We start from the raw sequence: 18,550 nt of genomic DNA, 5'->3' as shown, positions 1-18,550 counted from the left end.
AACGATTACAGAAGGGCCAAAATATCAATATAATCAATTTGTGATCGAATTGATTGAGGAGGGAACAATGATGAAAAAGAGAATTTTGTTGACGGCTGCTACTATGTTAAGTGTGATCGGAATTGCTGGTTGCGGAAATTCTGGAAGCGGTACCTCAGATGATGGTAGTGTAACACTAGAAGTTTTTAACATCAAGACAGAGACTGCAGAACAGATGGATCGATTGGTTGCGGCTTTTGAAGAAAGCCATGAGGACATAAAAATCAATATGACTACTGTAGGTGGAGGAACGGACGCCACAGCGGCTCTACAATCAAAATTTTCATCTGGCGATGAACCGGACATTTTTATGCTGGGAGGACTGGCAGATACGCAAACATGGGAACACAAGCTATATGATCTTGGGGAAACTGAATTAGCCCAAAAAGCCATTGAGGGAACATTGGAAGGGGCAACACTAAATGAAACAGTCTACGGCTTGCCGATGAATATTGAAGGCTACGGTTGGCTGATCAATAAAGAGCTGTTTCAGCAAGCGGGAATCGATAGTGAAGCGATTGAAACATTTGCCGATTTTAAGGAGGCAGTGGAAACGTTAGATAGTAAAAAAGAAGAGTTAGGATTAGACGGTGTTTTCGGCTTCAGCGGTGGTGAAACATGGGTTTCCAGTCAATTCAGTTCGAATTTTTTTGCACCTGAATTTAATGATAGCTTGAAAGAAACACCGGAAGCCAAAGAGCTTCACTTAACTTATGAGGCACAACTGAAAGACTACGCTGATCTGGCGATCCAATACAATGCTCAACCGTTGGAATCAATGGATTACAGCACGTCAGTCGAAGAATTATTCGCCAGTGAGAAGGTTGCCATCATTCATCAAGGCAATTGGATCGTTCCTACATTAAACAGCTTGGATGATACGTTTGCAAAAGAAAAATTGGCAATCGTCCCAATGGAAGTGGGAGACGGCAGCAAAATCGTGGCCGGACCAGCTTGGTATTGGGGTGTCAACAAAGATAAGGAACAAGAAGTGATCGATGCCTCCATACAATTTTTGACATGGATGTATACCGATGAAGAGGCGATGACAGCGATCATCGATGATTTTGAGTTTATTCCAGCTTATACGAACTTTTCCAGTGATGATATTTCTGATCCGTTGTCCAATGACATTTATACTTATTTAACGAATGGTCAAACGGTTCCTTGGGTCCATAATTCTTATCCAGATGGATACGGACAAAATATTTTTGGGGTTCAATTTCAGGCTTATGCAGCTGATCAAATCTCATGGGCTGAGTTCACTGATCAGCTGAAAAGCAGCTGGGCGCAAGAACGTCAGTAACCAAAGAGATGCCTATCCTGCAGTGATGCGCAGGATAGGCAAAATCAAGGAAATCATAGGAGGAGCTGTATGTTAACAAATCGTTCAAAATCATTTTGGCTGCTGCTTGCACCGGCATTCATCGCATTATTGGTCGTTCTGTTTATTCCTTTATTTACAGGGGGATATTACTCACTGACCAACTGGAACGGCAATACGATCAGCGACTTTATCGGATTGGAGAACTACTTGCGCGCTTTTAAAGATCAGGCGTTCATCAACAGCTTGTTGTTCACGGCGAAATTTTCTGTTTACAGTGTGATCTTGATCAATGTCATCGCGCTATTGTTAGCAACTTTAGTCACGCAAAAACTAGGACGCTGGACCACTCTATTTCGGACCGTCTTTTTCATGCCGAACTTGATTGGTGGGATCATACTAGGATTTATATGGCAATTTATTTTTAACAAAGCATTCGAGAGTATCGCCGATTTGACTGGGATCAATTTTTTTAATGGCTGGTTGAATACACCAGAAACAGGTTTTTGGGGTTTGGTTATCTTGTTCGTCTGGCAGATGAGTGGGTATATGATGTTGATCTATATTTCGTTTCTAAATAATATTCCAGAAGAAATTTTAGAAGCAGCAGATATGGACGGCGCCAATCCGCTACAAGTCTTTTTCCGAATCAAACTACCCATGCTGATGCCCGCGTTTACCGTGACATTGTTTTTGACGCTGTCAAATGCCTTTAAAATCTATGATCAAAACTTAGCGTTGACACAGGGCGGACCGTTCAATTCGACTCAGATGGCAGCCATGAATATTTACAATGAAGCTTTTTCAATGAGAAAAATGGGCTTTGCTCAGTCGAAAGCGATGATATTTCTGGTGATCATTGTCATTATTTCCATTATTCAAATCTCAATTACCCGCAGAAAGGAGATCAACGCATGATAGAGACTCGTCACTTCTCTACTAAAAAGGGAAAAACAAAAAGTAGACGGCAGAAGAAAAAAAAGCTGCAGCACAGTCTGCTGATCGTAAGTGGTCTTTTACTTGCGTGCTTATGGTTTTACCCGTTTTTCTTGATTGTGATCAATTCATTTAAAACAAAAGCAGAGATCTTTCAGAGTACGTTGTCGCTGCCTGGCGGATTGTCTTTTGAGAATTATCAAGAGGCGTTAGAAAAACTGGATTTCATCAGAAGTTTAATGAATTCATTGTTGATTACTATCGGTTCTTTGATCTTGGTGGTCTTTGTTTCTTCAATGGCAGCATACGCTTTATCGAGAAATACCAGCCGCTTAAGTTCAGTCCTCTATTTTGTTGTTGCCATCGGCTTGCTGATCCCTTTTCAAGGGATCATGATTCCACTGATTTCTCTTTTTGGACGAATGAATTTGTTAAATCAGCCGGGTCTAATGATAATGTACTTGGGATTGGCTGTCAGTATGTCGACTTTTTTGTATTATGGTGCGTTAAGAGGCATTCCACGTTCGCTGGATGAAGCAGCGATCATTGATGGGGCGAATACCTTTCAGATTTATTGGAAAGTAATATTGCCTTTGTTGAAACCAACGACGGTAACGGTGATTGTTTTGAATACATTGTGGTTTTGGAATGACTATTTATTGCCTTCATTAAGTATTAATAAAGCAGGAATGTATACGATTCCCTTGCGGATGTTTTATTTCTTCGGCGAATTTAACAAGCAATGGCATTTAGCGCTAGCAGCTCTGGTGATCGTTGTTCTGCCAATCATTCTGTTGTTTATTGCTTTGCAAAAACATGTAGTGAAAGGTATCTCAGATGGTGCAGTAAAGTAGGAGGAAAAGAAGATGAAATTTACAAATGGCTATTGGCTGGCAAAAGAAGGCGTTCAACTTGAGCATCCCCGAATTGCTTATGATCATAAGGTCGAAAAGGAGCAATTGACCCTTTATCTGCCCTATCAAGAGATTCAGCGGCGTGGTGATACCTTAAACCTTGGTTTAACCACACTCACGTTCTCGACTCCGCAAAACGATGTGATCAAAGTCAGCTTGGTGCATCATGACAAGACGATGCACGCTCCGTCGTTTGCAGTGGATACCCAACCGGCAGACGTGAAAATCGATACCGATAACGAAGACATGTATATCTTCAAATCTGGATCACTGGAAGCGAAAGTCCCTAAACAAGCGGCTTTTAAAATCGACTTTTTTGGAGAAGACAGATTGTTGACTTCTTCCATGCCTAAAGCACAGGCAAAAATTTCGGGAAATGACGGCAAGCAGTATATGCGAGAACAGCTTTCGCTAGATCCTTATGAACTTGTTTACGGATTAGGGGAACGGTTCACTCCTTTTATCAAGAACGGTCAAACCGTTGATATTTGGAATCAAGACGGTGGTACGGGTAGCGAGCAGGCATACAAAAATATTCCGTTTTATTTGACGAATAAAGGCTACGGTATTTTTGTTGATCATCCCGAAGCGGTTTCCTTTGAAGTGGCTTCTGAGAACGTTTCCCGCACGCAATTCAGTGTCGAGGGGCATCGTCTGGACTATTACATCATTTATGGACCAGATATGAAAGCCATTCTAGAAAAATACACCGACTTGACAGGAAAACCCGCCTTACCGCCAGCATGGTCTTTTGGCTTATGGCTATCCACTTCGTTTACGACTGATTATAGTGAAGAAACAGTGATGCACTTTATCGATGAAATGCAAGCGCGTGATATTCCTTTTGATGTCTTTCATTTTGATTGTTTCTGGATGAAGGAATTTGAATGGTGTGGGTTTGAATGGAATAACGAATTGTTTCCTGATCCGAAAGGATTACTAAAGAAAGTCCATGATAAAGGATTAAAAGTCAGTCTATGGATCAATCCTTACATTGGGCAAAAAGCCTCTGTATATCAAGAATGCAAAGAGAAAGGGTACTTTATTAAGAACCAAGCAGGTGAAGTCTGGCAGTGGGATCTTTGGCAAGCTGGACAAGGGATCATTGATTTTACCAACCCAGAGGCTCGTCAATGGTATAAAGATCGCTTAAAGGAATTGATTGAATTAGGTGTTGATTCCTTTAAGACGGATTTCGGTGAGCGGATTCCTGAAGATGCAGTCTATTATGACGGATCAGATCCGAAAAAAATGCACAATTATTATGCCTATCTATACAATGAAACCGTCTTTGAACTGCTGGCGGAAATGCGGGAAAATCAAGCCGTTCTTTTTGCCCGTTCTGCTTCTGTCGGTTCCCAAAAATTTCCTGTCCATTGGGGAGGCGACAATTTATCTGAATATTCTTCGATGGCAGAGTCTCTGCGTGGTGGCTTATCCTTTGTCTTATCTGGTTTCGGATTTTGGAGCCATGATATCGGCGGGTTTGAAGAACAAGCGACCCCCGACCTGTATAAACGTTGGACGCAATTTGGATTATTGTCGACCCACAGTCGTTACCATGGCAATGTTGAATATCGGGTACCATGGAATTTTGGCGAAGAAGCAGCAAAAGTCAGTCAAGCTTTTTCAAAATTGAAAAACCGCCTGATGCCTTATATTTATCGTCAAGCAGCAGCCACTGCAAAAACGGGCATTCCCCTGATGCGTCCATTGATGCTAGAGTTTCCAGAGGATCCGACGGTTTATGCCATTGATAAGCAGTATATGCTAGGGGATCGCTTACTAGTTGCGCCGATTTTTAATGAGCAAGGAAAGGTTCCGTTCTATTTGCCAGCGGGTACTTGGACAAATTATTTAGACAACAAACGCTATGAAGGCCAAAAATGGTGGGAAGAAAGCTATGACTATTTCCATCTTCCGTTGATGGTACGACCGAATTCACTGATCATTGAAGGAAGCGTTGAACAGACCGCCGCCTATGACTACACCAAAAACCTGACCGTTCATGCCTTTGAAATAACGGAAGCAGTTTCTGCTGAAGTCTGTGATCAGCAGGGCGTGCCAGCTGGAAAAATTTCTATTGAACCAGAGGAACGCGGTTATCGAGTTTGTATGGAAGGGGTGGAAAAGGTTCAGGTACTGTTTCGCAATCGAAGCTTTGCAAATGCTCAACGACATCCTTTTGGCAGCTTGATCACCATGGACGGACAAGAAATGACCGTCTTTGAATAAGGAAAAAAAACCTACCGTTCTTGATGGATATCCATCAAAAACGGTAGGTTTTTTGTAGTGAACGAAGCATTGAAAAGCTAAAGGCAAAGTGCAGACGCAGTTCTTTGCTTCAGTTTTTTTCCTCCCGTTGGATCGGCAGCAGCAAGCGAACGGTGGTTCCTTCGTTGATGCGTGATTCTACAGTCAATCCATATTTCTCCCCATAGAGCAGCTTGATACGCTGATCAATATTGTCTAAGCCAATACCCGAATAGTGTTCAAAGTGGTTGGCGGTGCTGGTTGGGTGCACTTCATTGAACCCGATGCCCGTATCGATGATCTCAATTTTTAGGCCTTCCTTACTAACGCGAGAAAAAATCTGGATCAATCCTGAATCCTCTTCGGGAAAGGCATGCAGGTAGGCATTTTCGATAATCGGTTGCAAAATCATCTTCGGTACGAGAACATCTTCGCAGCCCTCTTCTGAAAAAATCGTCGATTGGATGCGATTGCCATAACGTACGTTCATTAAAACGAGGTATTCTTCCACGATCGCTAGCTCATCCTTTAAAGGGACGATCTCTTTGCGGTTAAAGGTATGCCGCAACAATTGGACAAAACTTTCAATCGCTTGGGTGGCGGCTTCTTGTTCGTTTTGCCAGATCAAAAACTTGATAGCAGTCAATGTGTTATAGACAAAATGCGGTTGGATCTGCATTTGCAGTGAACGAATCTCGAACTTGCGTTTTTCAGCTTCTGTGACCATTAAATGATCGACATAAGATTCCAAGTCCTCCAGCATCAAGTTATAGGCACGCCCCAATTCTCGCGTTTCATACGTCCCGTTGATGGTGACCTTATCGCTGAAATCGCCTTGTGTGACTGCCGGCAGTTTGGCGATCAGCTGATAAATCGGTTGGGTGATATTACGGATGATCCAAAATGCCAGCAGACTAAAGAGTAAAATACTGACGACAGAAATCAAAAGGGCCGGTTTAATCAGATTCATATTGCGTACCAGATGCGATTCATCCAAAACATCGTAAAAAGTAAAATGATACGAATAAAGGGGCAGCTGATTGATGCTAGTATCTCTTTTGACCGTGACGAGATGATCCTCAAACGGCTTGCCTAAAAGGCTCGGATCAGAAGTAGAGAGTATTTGATTTTGCTCATTGACGATATAGATCGAGTGAAGACTGGTATCTAACAGTTGACGATAGATCGAAGAAAAATCAGATTCCTTTAAGAAAATCAGGGCATAGCCGAAAATCGTTTCTTCTTTCATTAATTTGCGCACGTACATCAAGCCAGGGGAGTCGCTGGTGGAAGTACTTAAGCCTTGGTCCAAGAAATAATACTGACTGATAGCCTCATTGTCATTGATCTGCTGGACAAAGGCACTGGCGAGAAACTCATCCACCGATTGGTTGCGAACCGCATCGTTTTGAAAGAAAGTGCCCCCGTTGACCCCAATCAACACTAAATTCGAGGGGATGTCTTGAAACAAAGAGCGAGTGTCTTTTAATTGCTCGTTTAATTCTAAAATCGTACGGCCTTGATTCATGTCGCCTTCTAAGTAAGTTTCAACGGCTTTGCTTTCATCAACGATATCAAAAATCCGATGGATATTCTCGTTCAGACGCTCATAATCTTCTTGGATTTTTTCCAGCAGTAGCTGATTGGAGCTTTGGTACGAAGCAACATAGGCATCTTTCGAACGACCATAGATCACGATGACGGTTAGCAGACAAACACTGATGACCCCGACGACAACAAAGAGGAAGATCCGACTGAATAATTCATTTTTCTGAATCCATTGGTTGATTTTCATAATTGATTCAACCGCCGATACTTCGATGGGGTGACCTGACATTCTTTCTTAAAGATGCGAGAAAAATAGCTGATATCTGAATACCCGACCGCTTCACTGATTTCAGATAGGTTCAGATCAGATTGTGTCAGTAGTTCTTTGGCTTTATCCAAGCGGGTTTTCTTTACGTACTCAGAAAAGCTCATTTTCAGTTTCGCAGAAAGAAAAGCCGAAAGATAGGTGTAACTAAAGTGAAAGGTCTCAGCTAGTTCAGACAAAGACAGGCTTTTGGTGTAGTTGTCTTGAATAAAGCGCTGAATCGCAACGAGTAGATCATCTTCATCCAATGGTGATAAGGTCGTCAGCTGTTGACGAATATCATCAATGGTCGCCAACAACAAATCAGAAAAATCTTCCAAATACTGCACGTGACCGATGGCATGCAAAAATTCAGCTTTTAAGCGGCTAAAGCGTGGAGCAGTGGGGAATTCTTCTTCCAAGCGGGAAAGTAACGTGTAAAAAATACTGCTGGCCTGCTGTTTTAAGAATGTCGGATCGACATTGGATAAGATCATGTCATTGAAATATTCCTCGATTCTGGTGATTCCTAACAAAAAGTTGTTATCTAACAAAGCCCGTAAGAACTTCTTGGTATCAAAGCGATCACTTTCAATGTACAAAAAGAGTTCGTGTTCTTGCACCAACCGTTGGCGTTTATAAAAAAACGATTGTCCTTGGCTTTTGGCTTTAAGGGTCACAAAATGGTCCCGTAACTGTTCAATCTTTCGAAAGGGCACACTGAGGGTAAAGAAGGCATCCGGCTCAGTAAAACGCAATTGTTCCAACGTTTCTTTCAAAGAGGAATAAACATCCGTTCCTTCTGGATAACTGATCACTAAGCCGGCATCTTTGTTACTGGTTTGAAAAAAGAGCGTCTTTACCTGCGGTTGTGATTGAGTAAATTCCGTCAATGCATGCAGCAGCTGATCATTGGCACGAAAGCCGCTAAAATTGGTGGTCAAAATTTGGGCTTGCTGTTGCGGCTGATCCAATGCAAGGTAGTCCGCCAAAGGAGCCAACGGTTCTTCATACCCTGCTAAATAGCGATTCAACGATTCTTGCAGCTGAGTTTCCTCAGTCACGGAGCCTTTTGTATGTGACAGCTTTTGTGAGATGTTGTGCAGCGTCTTCAACAAGAGTGTCGGTGTCAGTGTCGGTTTTAAAAGATAATCTACGGCACCATTTCTAAAAGACTGACTGACGTATTGGAAATCATCGTAGCTGCTCAAGACCAAAAAATGGACTTCTGGATATTGTTGTTGAATGATCGTTGTGAGTTGAAGACCATCCATTTGTGGCATTTTCAAATCCGTGATCACGATGTCGGGATTCAGCTCATGGATCAGCGCCAATGCTTCTTGCCCGTTCGCTGCATCGCCTAAGAGACGGAATCCTTCTTGCTCCCAACGTATCATATGTTTCAATCCATCTCGGATCGTTGCCTCATCATCAACGACTAAGACCGTGCGTAAAATCGTCATGGTATCCCCCCTATATCTCTTCTTTATTATAAACGCTTTCAAAAAAGAAAGGTATTGTAACTTTTTTCTATTTTTGGACAAATTTAGTAAGCTCTTTCATATTCATTGAATACGGTTACAAAATCAGTGTATAGTTAGCCATGTAAATAAAAGGAAAGAGGGATAAAAATGAAAAAACTACTTGCATCGATGGTAACGGCGGCTGCAGTGCTGACTTTGGCGGCTTGCGGAAATAGCAACACAAGCTCTGGTGATTCCGGCGAGTCCTCAAACAAAGTCACGGTCTGGGCATGGGATGAGACCTTCAACATCAAGGCAGTCAATGAAGCCAAAAAAGTGTATGAAAATCAAGATGTCGATGTGGAAGTCGTGACGATGTCGCAAGATGATATCGTCCAAAAATTAAATACGAGTCTGGCATCTGGAAATACGGACGGACTACCAAATATCGTTTTGATCGAAGACTACCGCATTCAAGGATACCTTTCTTCTTATCCCGATGCGTTTAGTGATCTAACGGGTATCGTGAATGAGGAGGATTTCTCCAGCTATAAATTTGCGGTCAATAAAGTCGACGATGTCATTTATGGGGTGCCATTTGACAGTGGCGTCGCAGGACTATTTTACCGCACAGACTATTTGACCGATGCAGGCTATGAGCAAGCGGATCTCCAAGATATTACTTGGGATGATTTTATCAGTATTGCCAAAGATGTCAAAGAAAAAACGGGTCACGCTATGATGTCGTTAGACCCAAGCGATCTTGGCTTGGCACGAATCATTATGCAATCGGCAGGCGAATGGTATACCGGTGAAGATGGCTCCACTGTGACCATCAAAGACAATGAATCCTTCAAAGCCGGTCTAACTGTCTTGGCAACATTGTTGAATGAAGGCTTAGTTGAACAAGTTTCTGATTGGGATGGCGGGGTCAATGCCGTTCAATCAGGCAATGTCGCCTCTGCCCCAACCGGTGCGTGGTATTCCAGCACGATTCAAGGCGCTGAAGATCAAAGTGGCAAATGGGCGATCGCTCCAATCCCATCTATCGCTGGCAACAGCAATTCAGTCAATGCCTCCAGCATCGGTGGAGCAGGCTGGTACGTGATCAAAGGGGTTGACGGTGAAGAAAATGCCAAAGACTTTTTAGCCAATACCTTTGCTTCGAACAAAGAATTGATGGGTACATTAGCTACCGAGATCGGTTTGGTTTCAACCATGAATGCTGCAGAAGAAACGGAAGAATATACGTCGGGTCTTGATTTCTATGGCGGTCAAAAAGTCTTCCAAGATTTCTCTCAATGGTCACAAGAAATTCCAGCCGTGAACTACGGCAATCACACCTATGCCATTGAATCTGTCTTGACTGAAAGCTTGCAACGAGTAATCAACGGCGAAGACATCGATAAAGTATTAGAAGAAGCACAATCACAAGTGGAAGCACAAATTGCAAACTAATCGAACAACTTTGCAGAAACTCGTGAGCGATCGCGAGTTTCTGTGTTAAGGGGGAATTACAATGAAAAACAAAACAAAAAATTGGTTTGCAAACGGCAATGCCTTTATTACCTTACCCGTCATTTTGATCACGATGCTGGTCTTTATCCCGATGGTCTCGGCATTGTTCACGTCATTCCAATCAGGACCACCAACAGCGATGACCTTTAACGGTCTTGGCAACTATCAGCGGATGTTGAGCGACTCAACCTTTAAAAAAGCCTTTGGCAATACGTTTTTATACTTATTAGTCCAAGTTCCGATCATGCTCTTTTTGGCGCTGATCGTATCGAACATATTGAATGACAAAAAATTGAAGTTTAAAGGGCTGTTCCGCACCGCCTTGTTCTTACCATGTATCACATCCTTGGTTTCTTATTCCTTGATCATGAAAAGTCTCTTTTCGGCAAACGGGTTAGTCAATAACTTTTTGACGCAGCTACACCTGATCGATGCACCGATCCAGTGGTTGACGGATCCTTTTTGGGCAAAAGTACTGATCATTTTTGCCATCACATGGCGTTGGACCGGCTACAATATGATCTTTTTCATCTCAGGCATGCAAAATATCGATCCAAGTATTTATGAAGCGGCAGAGATCGATGGCGCTTCAAAATGGGATCAATTCTTCAAAATCACGATTCCCAACTTGCGTCCAATCATCCTATTTACCACGATCACCTCAACGATCGGTACGCTGCAATTATTCGATGAAGTTCAAAATATCACTGGCGGTGGACCAGCCAATGCTACGACGACCTTGTCACAATACATCTACAATTTGAGTTACAAATTCACGCCAAACTTTGGGTATGCTGCCGCGGTTTCCTTTGTCATTGTGATCGCGATCGTGATCCTATCGATCATCCAAACGAAAATAGGAGGAAAAGAAAATTGAAAACAATCTCACTCACTTTAAAATACGTCTTTCTGGCGATTTTGGCTTTCATCTCTATTTTTCCATTTGTTTGGATGATCCTAGGGATGACCAATCAAACCTTTGATATCGTTGCTGGAAAAATCATGATTGGCGATCAGTTGGTCATCAACTTCCAAAATCTCTTTTCTTCCGATTTGAATTTTACTCGGGCATTAGGAAATTCCGCAGTGATTGCCGTGATTACGACCGTCTTTGCGCTGTTGTTCTCCTCCATGGCAGGGTATGGCTTTGAGATTTATCGAACGAAAACCAAAGACCGCATCTTTAATATTCTACTGCTGTCGATGATGGTACCTTTTGCCGCGCTAATGATCCCGCTCTATCGGATGTTCAGCAAGCTTAGCGGCACGCCGATCGGGATCAATACCTTCGCTGTCGTGATTTTGCCCTCAGTCTGTACCGCCTTTTTGATTTTCTTTTTCCGCCAAAACATCAAGGCATTTCCTAGAGAATTAGTCGAAGCTGCTCGGATCGATGGCTTGAATGAACTGAGCATTTTCTTTAGAGTCTACATGCCGACGGCTAAAAATACCTACGCAGCTGCCGCGATCATTACGTTTATGGGCAGCTGGAACAATTATTTGTGGCCATTAGTTGCCTTGCAATCACCAGACAAACGGACCGTTCCACTGGTTCTTTCGGCAATGGGTGCCTCTTATACACCTGATTATGGCATGATGATGTGCGGTATCGTTATCGCCACACTGCCAACGGCCATCATTTTCTTCGTTTTACAAAAACAATTCGTCCAAGGGATGCTGGGTTCCGTGAAATAAGCGGGACATCGGCAAACAAATACAAAGTAGAGGGTACGATATGATTCTTTTTGACAAACAATTAAACGTCTTTCATTTAAGCAACGATCAAATCAGCTATCTCATACAAATAGAAGAAGGGGGCAATGTGGCACACCTTTATTTTGGGAAAAAAATCGCCCATTATTCTGGTGGCTATCGCTACCCACGCCTTGATCGGTCCTTTTCACCTAATCCCCCAGACAGCAGCGATCGGCTTTTTTCATTAGATACCTTGATGCTGGAGTTTCCTGGTAATGGCTTCGGGGACTTTCGAGAAGCTGCCTATGCGATTCGCCAGTCTGACGGCAGCCGAGTCAGCCATTTTGTCTTTAGTGATTACCAGATTCAACAAGGCAAACCCGCCCTAGCAGGATTGCCTCAGACCCATGGGGCCGACGACGGGATCGAAACACTGATTCTGTCCTTAAAAGATGATGTGGCGGGACTTGAGCTGCAGCTGTTTTACACGATTTTTGAGGATGCGGCAGTGATCGTCCGCTCTAGTAAAGTGATCAACCACGGAAACCAGCCTGTTACCATCGAACAGCTAGCGAGTCAAGCGCTGGATTTTCCTAACCGTCCCTTTGATTTGATCCACTTGCCGGGGGCGTGGGCGAAGGAACGCCAAGTCACCCGAGAACCAATCAATCGCGGCATCAAGCGTTTGGACTGCAAGCGGGGGTCCAGCAGCCATCAGCAAAATCCTTTTGCCGTCTTGCTGGAACCTAATGCTACGGAGTTTACTGGGGAGTGTTTTGGTTTTAGCTTGCTGTACAGTGGCAACCATGAAACCATCATCGAAAAAGATCCCTACCACCAGACTCGTGTAATCATGGGGATCAACAGCCATCAATTTGCCTGGCAATTGCCGCCAACTGAAAGCTTTCAAGCCCCAGAAGCCGTGATTGCTTATAGTGAGACTGGCTTGAACCAGCTGTCAGCCACCTATCATGATTTTTATGATGAGCATTTGATTCGGGGCAAATACAAAAAGCAAGAACGGCCGATCCTAATCAATAACTGGGAAGCAACGTACTTTGATTTCAATGAAGAAAAGCTAGATGCCCTCGTTGATGAAGCCAAGGAGCTGGGAATCGAACTGTTTGTTTTGGATGACGGCTGGTTTGGTCAGCGAGAAGATGACCAAACCTCATTAGGCGATTGGTTTGAAAACGAAGGCAAGCTAGCTTCTGGTTTGGCAGGATTTGCCCAAAAAGTCCATGACAAAGGGCTGCAATTCGGGCTTTGGCTGGAACCAGAAATGGTTTCGGGCGACAGTGAACTGAACCGACAACACCCTGATTGGCTGTTACAAGTACCAAATCGCAAGCCGGCGCTAAGCCGCAGTCAGTATGTGTTGGACTTTTCTCGACAAGATGTCAGAGACCATCTCTATCAGCAGTTAACCCAACTGTTTGATACGGTTGCCATCGACTATATCAAATGGGACATGAACCGCAGTCTGTCGGATGTCTATTCCTTGCTCCTCGATCCTGCCCAGCAAGGGGAGGTCGCGCATCGCTATCTGCTGGGCTTGTACGAGTTCCTCGAGAAACTGACCACTGCCTATCCAACGATCCTGTTTGAAGGCTGTTCTGGTGGCGGTGGGCGCTTTGATGCTGGCTTCTTGTATTATATGCCGCAGATTTGGACCAGCGACAACACCGATGCCATCGCCCGCCTGAAGATCCAATACGGAACCAGTCTGGTCTATCCGCCATCCACCATGGGTGCGCATGTCTCGGCGATCCCGAACCATCAGACCCAACGGACAACGGATTTAGCGATTCGCGGCAATGCTGCGATGTCCGGCTTGCTGGGCTATGAGCTTGATTTGACACAACTGACAGCAGAAGAAAAAGCACAGATCAAAGAACAAATCACTTTTTATAAAAAACATCGGCGCCTGCTGCAGTTGGGCCGCTTTGCTCGACTACTCAGCCCTTATGAAGGCAATGACGCCGCCTGGCTGTATGTTTCTCCAGATAAAAAAGAAGCGATCGTCTTTTACTTCCGAGTCTTAGCCGAAGCCTCTGCACCATTGGTTACTTTAAAGCTGGCTGGTCTTGATCCTGACCTCACCTATCAAAGTGGGGGAGAGAGCTTCGGTGGCGATGAATTGATGCAACTCGGGTTGTATATCGATCCTCATTTAGCCGGGGATTATGCCACGCAGCGGTTTCATTTTGTTGCAAAAGCGCCTCATGAATAAAAAAAGCGTCCTGTCAAAGTAGCAAGTTTTGACGGGGCGCTTTATTGTGTTAACGCAAGCTTTTAATTAATGATCGGCAACTGAGAGGCTATTTTAGAACAAATGATTTATTTTTTTCTCGAGAAGTCGTATGATGAAGGAGGAGGCAGGCAGTTTGCTTCTGACAATCAGTAAGAGGAGGGTGTTCAACATGGACGAACAGCCACTAGCAAATGAAACAGAAGAAGGGTTGATCGCGGCAGGATATCGGAAGTATCGTGGCGAAGCGATCGATATTTATTACAACAAAGAGATCTGCACCCACAGCGGTAATTGTGTGCGGGGCAATCCCGCCATTTTTGAAGTTGGACGGCGTCCCTGGGTGATTCCTGATAATGGGGAAGCAGCCCAAGCGGCCCAAGTGATCCATACCTGTCCAAGCGGTGCATTAAAGTATGTGTTAAAGGAGGAACAATCATGGAAATCTTAGAAGAAAATGCTCGATTTGTGTTAAAAGACGGTGACAAAGAAATCGGTGAAATGACCTGGTCAAAAGCCGGTGAAACGCGCTTGATCATTGATCATACCTTTGTCGATCCTGCCTATCGGGGGCAAGGATTGGCAGAAAAATTAGTGGCAAAAGGGGTGGAAAAAGCCCGCAAAGAACAAAAGAAAATCATTCCTTTGTGTCCCTTTGCCAAAAAAGAATTTGAACGCAAACCAGAATATGCCGATGTTTGGAACCAATAAATCAACCAAAACAACCCCCGCCAACTCAAGAGTCTTTCTTTGAGCTGGTGGGGGTTGTTGTATGGATGATCAATGTTGGAATTGAGCATGGTACAGGCGATAGTAATAGCCTTGTTCTGCCAGTAATTCTTCATGGGTTCCTTGCTCCACGATTTGACCGGCATCCATTACAAGGATCTTGTCTGCTGCTCGAATCGTTGATAATCGATGGGCGATCACAAAGCTGGTTTTGCCTTCCATCATTTTCAAGAAAGCATCTTGGATTTTTTTCTCAGTCAGAGTATCAACCGAACTGGTTGCTTCATCCAAAATCAGCATTGGTGGGTTGCTGATCATCGTGCGGGCGATCGTCAATAGCTGCCGTTGCCCGTCAGAGATCTTGATCCCTTGATGACCGATCGGTGTATCTAGTGTTTCTGGTAAGCGCATCACATACTCATACATATAGGCATGCTTTAAGGCATCGTAGATTTCTTCATCTGTGGCAGTGTCATTGCCGTATTGCAGGTTTTCTCGTAAAGAGGCATCAAAGAGCCACGTATCCTGCAAGACCATTCCGAAGCTTTGCCGTAATTCTTCTCGTTTCAACTGACGAATATCGGTGCCATCGATCTTGATCGCGCCTTTATCGACATCATAGAAACGCATCAACAAATTGACCAACGTCGATTTACCGGCACCAGTTTTTCCGACGATCGCGACGGTTTCTCCAGGTTTTGCGGTAAAAGTGAAATCTTCAATCAATTTTTGACCAGGATCATAAGCAAAAGACACCTCCTCAAAGGCAATCTCACCTTTGATCTCCCCCAGTGATTGAGATTCTTGGTCATCGGCTGTTTCGGGCTCTTGATCCAACAGCTCAAAGGTTCTGGAAAGTCCAGCCAACGCCGTTTGGATCTGGGTGGTAATTCCCGACAATTCAATGAATGGCTTCGAAAACTGACTGGAATAGATCGTAAAGCTGGAAATCACCCCAACCGTGACGGCACCTGAACCAGAAAAGTAAAGCAGACCGCCGACAAAGCCGACTGACAGATACGCCAAATGATCGACGAATCGCGAAAGGGGATTGGTCAAAGAAGAAGAAAACTGTGCCTTTTGCCCTCGGACATTCAATTCTTGGTTGATCGTTTCAAAACGGTTTTGGTTGATGGTTTCTCGATCAAAGGCTTTGACGATTTTTTGATTGCCGATCATTTCCGTAACAAAGCCTGAAATTTCGCCGACGATTTCTTGTTGGCGAGCAAAATGCGATTGAGACGTTCGTGCCACGATCCAGTTGACCAAAAAGATGATCGGGGTCGAAACCAATACGACCAACGTTAAGGGCACACTCATTTGCAGCATGACGACTAAGGCGATCAAGACGACCGAAATACCAGAGAACAACTGGTTAAAGACTGCAGCGACGGCAATGGAAATATTATCCATGTCGTTGGTAAAACGACTGACGATGTTGCCGTGGGAGTTTTGGTCATAATAGCGCAACGGCAATGTATTGAGATGGGCAAAGCCTTTTTTACGCAAATCGGCGACGGATAAATACGCCACGCGGTTCCCTAGTCGCTGGATCAACCATTGACTGACCACAGTTACTAAGACCACTCCGGCAAACAAAAGCAAAATACGATAGAGGGCGCTGAACTGCACTTGATCGGCACCTATCAGCTGATCGACGGCTTGACCGATCTGATACGTCATATAAACCGAGGAGACACCAGCAGCGATCCCGAGGACAACTGCCGCCCAAGTTTCCTTCGCGTAGGCAGTCAAATAAGGGAGGTAGCGACGAAAGGCCGACCAATCGAATGATTTCTTTTTCATGCTTCTTCCTCCTCTGCCTGTGATGCCACGATTTCTTGGTATTCTTTTGAAGATGCCAACAGCTCTTCATGGGTCCCTTTGCCTACCAAATTCCCTTGGTCTAAGACTAAGATCTGCTGCGCATCTTGGATAGAGCGTACCCGTTGCGAGATAATGATGACCGTACCACGAATGCTTTCTTTTAAAGCCATCCGCAAATCAAGATCGGTTTGATAGTCAAGGGCGCTTAGAGAATCATCCAAAATCAAGATATCTGGTTTAGCGATCAATGCTCGGGCAATTGTTAACCGTTGTTTTTGTCCCCCAGAAAAGTTCTTGCCACCTTCAAAAATCGGGGTATCCAGTTGCTGCGGCAAGGCTTCAACGAAGTCACGGCTTTGAGCGATTTCGAGTGCGCGCCAGCATTCTTCATCGGTAGCATCTTTTTTGCCCCATTGCAAGTTTTCTCGAATCGTTCCCGTAAACAGCACGGCGGTTTGAGGCACCATGGCGATTTTTTGGCGTAATTGCTGTAAAGGCCATTTTCGCACATCGTGCCCGTCAACGATCACTTTGCCATCTGCCACATCGTAGAAGCGGGGGATCAATTGGGTCAAGGCAGATTTCCCACTACCGGTTGGTCCAGTGATACCTAAAATAGACCCCGGTGCGACTTGGAAATCAATGTTTTTCAAAGCTAACCCGTATTCTTTTGAAAAGCGGAAATCCACATGTTCAAAGCGAATCGCTCCGACGTTGTTTTTTGGCTGATCCATAAAGACTTCTGAAAGTTCATCGCCGATCGACGGCTCAGTGGCTAACACTTCGTTGATCCGTGAACCTGATGCTGCTGCACGGGTAAAGATGATCACTAAGTTGGAAACTACGATCAACGCTAAGAGCATTTGATTCATGTAATTGACCAGTGCCAGCACTTGTCCTTGCTGCAAATTGCCAATATTGACTTTGAATCCACCGATATAAAACAACGCGATGATGCCGACATTCATGATCAAGGTGGTGGCAGGCGTCAATAAAGCGGACAGATTTGTGACCCGTAAATAGACATCACTTAAATCATCAGTTGCTTTATCAAAGCGTTTTGTTTCCGTTTTTGTGCGGGCAAAGGCTCGAATCACCCGAATCCCGCTTAAATTTTGACTCACTAACTCATTCAACTCATCTAAATGGACTTGAACTTTCTTATATAATGGCACGGTTTTGGCGATGATCCAGAATAAGACGATACAAAAGAGCGGTAAGACGAGTAGGAAAATCAAGCCAGCTTGCCAATCAATGACAAAGGCCATAATCACGGAACCGATACTTAAGAAGGGCGCCCGGACCACCAGCCGAATCAGCATCGCCAAAGCAATCTGCATCTGGTTGATGTCGTTGGTCATTCGGGTGATCAAGGTATCCGTACCGAATAAGTTTAGTTCGCTATGGGAAAGGGTGTTGATTTTTTTCATCAAGCGATTGCGTAATTCCGTCCCGAATCCTTGAGAAGCGACGGAAGCATAATACTGACAGATGACGGCACAGATCATGCCTACCACGGACATCACGATCATCCAGATCGTCATTTCAACGACCTTCGACCAATTGTTTTGCCGTAGACCCTCATCGACTAAAGCGGCCATCTGTAAAGGCAGAACCAATTCAAACACCGCTTCTAAAAATTTGAAAAACGGACCAAGAATAATCTGTTTGCGATAATCCTTGGCATAGCGTAACAAGCTAATCATAAAAAACCTCCTAAATTATTTCGGATGAGCGGACTCGTTCATC

General features: G+C 44.2%; 13 protein-coding genes and 1 pseudogene. 10 read left to right on the top strand and 4 right to left on the bottom strand.

Annotated elements, in window-relative coordinates; genetic code table 11:
• Positions 1–70: 70 nt before the first annotated feature.
• The 4 genes from ENLAB_RS03135 to yicI all read left to right on the top strand — a co-directional run bounded on the left by ENLAB_RS03135 (position 71) and on the right by yicI (position 5,448).
• Entirely contained in the window at positions 71–1,345 is a 1,275-nt protein-coding gene (locus ENLAB_RS03135) for an ABC transporter substrate-binding protein (RefSeq protein WP_244352572.1), read from the top strand.
• Between the two features lie 69 nt (positions 1,346–1,414).
• Positions 1,415–2,281 carry a carbohydrate ABC transporter permease gene (locus ENLAB_RS03130; RefSeq protein WP_244352570.1) on the top strand — a complete coding sequence of 289 codons (867 nt, stop codon included), beginning with the start codon at positions 1,415–1,417 and terminating at the stop codon, positions 2,279–2,281.
• A complete protein-coding gene (locus ENLAB_RS03125) occupies positions 2,278–3,153 on the top strand; it encodes a carbohydrate ABC transporter permease (RefSeq protein WP_244352568.1) in 876 nt (291 codons plus the stop codon). Before ENLAB_RS03130 ends, ENLAB_RS03125 begins: the two co-directional genes overlap by 4 nt.
• A gap of 12 nt (positions 3,154–3,165) precedes the next feature.
• Positions 3,166–5,448: an alpha-xylosidase gene (gene yicI / locus ENLAB_RS03120; RefSeq protein WP_244352566.1), complete on the top strand. Its 2,283-nt coding sequence runs from the start codon at positions 3,166–3,168 to the stop codon at positions 5,446–5,448.
• A 109-nt stretch (positions 5,449–5,557) separates the two neighbouring features.
• Here yicI and ENLAB_RS03115 read toward each other — a convergent pair whose 3' ends face one another.
• Positions 5,558–7,261, bottom strand: coding sequence for a sensor histidine kinase (locus ENLAB_RS03115; RefSeq protein WP_244352564.1), 1,704 nt, complete (start codon positions 7,259–7,261; stop codon positions 5,558–5,560).
• Entirely contained in the window at positions 7,258–8,781 is a 1,524-nt protein-coding gene (locus ENLAB_RS03110) for a response regulator transcription factor (RefSeq protein ID WP_244352562.1), read from the bottom strand. The genes ENLAB_RS03115 and ENLAB_RS03110 overlap by 4 nt, the downstream gene beginning before the upstream one ends.
• Before the next feature lie 168 nt (positions 8,782–8,949).
• Here ENLAB_RS03110 and ENLAB_RS03105 point away from each other — a divergent pair, with 168 nt between their 5' ends.
• The 6 genes and pseudogenes from ENLAB_RS03105 to ENLAB_RS03080 all read left to right on the top strand — a co-directional run bounded on the left by ENLAB_RS03105 (position 8,950) and on the right by ENLAB_RS03080 (position 14,956).
• A complete protein-coding gene (locus ENLAB_RS03105) occupies positions 8,950–10,239 on the top strand; it encodes an ABC transporter substrate-binding protein (protein WP_244352560.1) in 1,290 nt (429 codons plus the stop codon).
• Between the two features lie 61 nt (positions 10,240–10,300).
• Positions 10,301–11,176: a carbohydrate ABC transporter permease gene (locus ENLAB_RS03100; RefSeq protein WP_005225588.1), complete on the top strand. Its 876-nt coding sequence runs from the start codon at positions 10,301–10,303 to the stop codon at positions 11,174–11,176.
• A gap of 2 nt (positions 11,177–11,178) precedes the next feature.
• Positions 11,179–11,994, top strand: a pseudogene (locus ENLAB_RS03095) (carbohydrate ABC transporter permease); the annotation flags it as partial.
• A 40-nt stretch (positions 11,995–12,034) separates the two neighbouring features.
• Entirely contained in the window at positions 12,035–14,227 is a 2,193-nt protein-coding gene (locus ENLAB_RS03090; RefSeq protein WP_244352558.1) for an alpha-galactosidase, read from the top strand.
• Between the two features lie 190 nt (positions 14,228–14,417).
• A complete protein-coding gene (locus ENLAB_RS03085) occupies positions 14,418–14,696 on the top strand; it encodes a (4Fe-4S)-binding protein (RefSeq protein ID WP_008378829.1) in 279 nt (92 codons plus the stop codon).
• Entirely contained in the window at positions 14,684–14,956 is a 273-nt protein-coding gene (locus tag ENLAB_RS03080; RefSeq protein WP_244352556.1) for a GNAT family N-acetyltransferase, read from the top strand. The genes ENLAB_RS03085 and ENLAB_RS03080 overlap by 13 nt, the downstream gene beginning before the upstream one ends.
• A gap of 69 nt (positions 14,957–15,025) precedes the next feature.
• On the opposite strand, the gene ENLAB_RS03075 is transcribed toward ENLAB_RS03080, so the two are convergent.
• Positions 15,026–16,780, bottom strand: a complete 1,755-nt coding sequence (locus ENLAB_RS03075; RefSeq protein WP_010747846.1) for an ABC transporter ATP-binding protein — start codon at positions 16,778–16,780, stop codon at positions 15,026–15,028.
• Positions 16,777–18,507: an ABC transporter ATP-binding protein gene (locus ENLAB_RS03070; RefSeq protein ID WP_077452695.1), complete on the bottom strand. Its 1,731-nt coding sequence runs from the start codon at positions 18,505–18,507 to the stop codon at positions 16,777–16,779. Before ENLAB_RS03070 ends, ENLAB_RS03075 begins: the two co-directional genes overlap by 4 nt.
• Between the last annotated feature and the right edge of the window lie 43 nt (positions 18,508–18,550).

This window comes from Enterococcus innesii, from assembly GCF_022846515.1.
GTDB classification, from domain to species: Bacteria; Bacillota; Bacilli; order Lactobacillales; family Enterococcaceae; genus Enterococcus_D; species Enterococcus_D innesii.
This window is presented reverse-complemented; position numbering and strand designations above follow the sequence as displayed.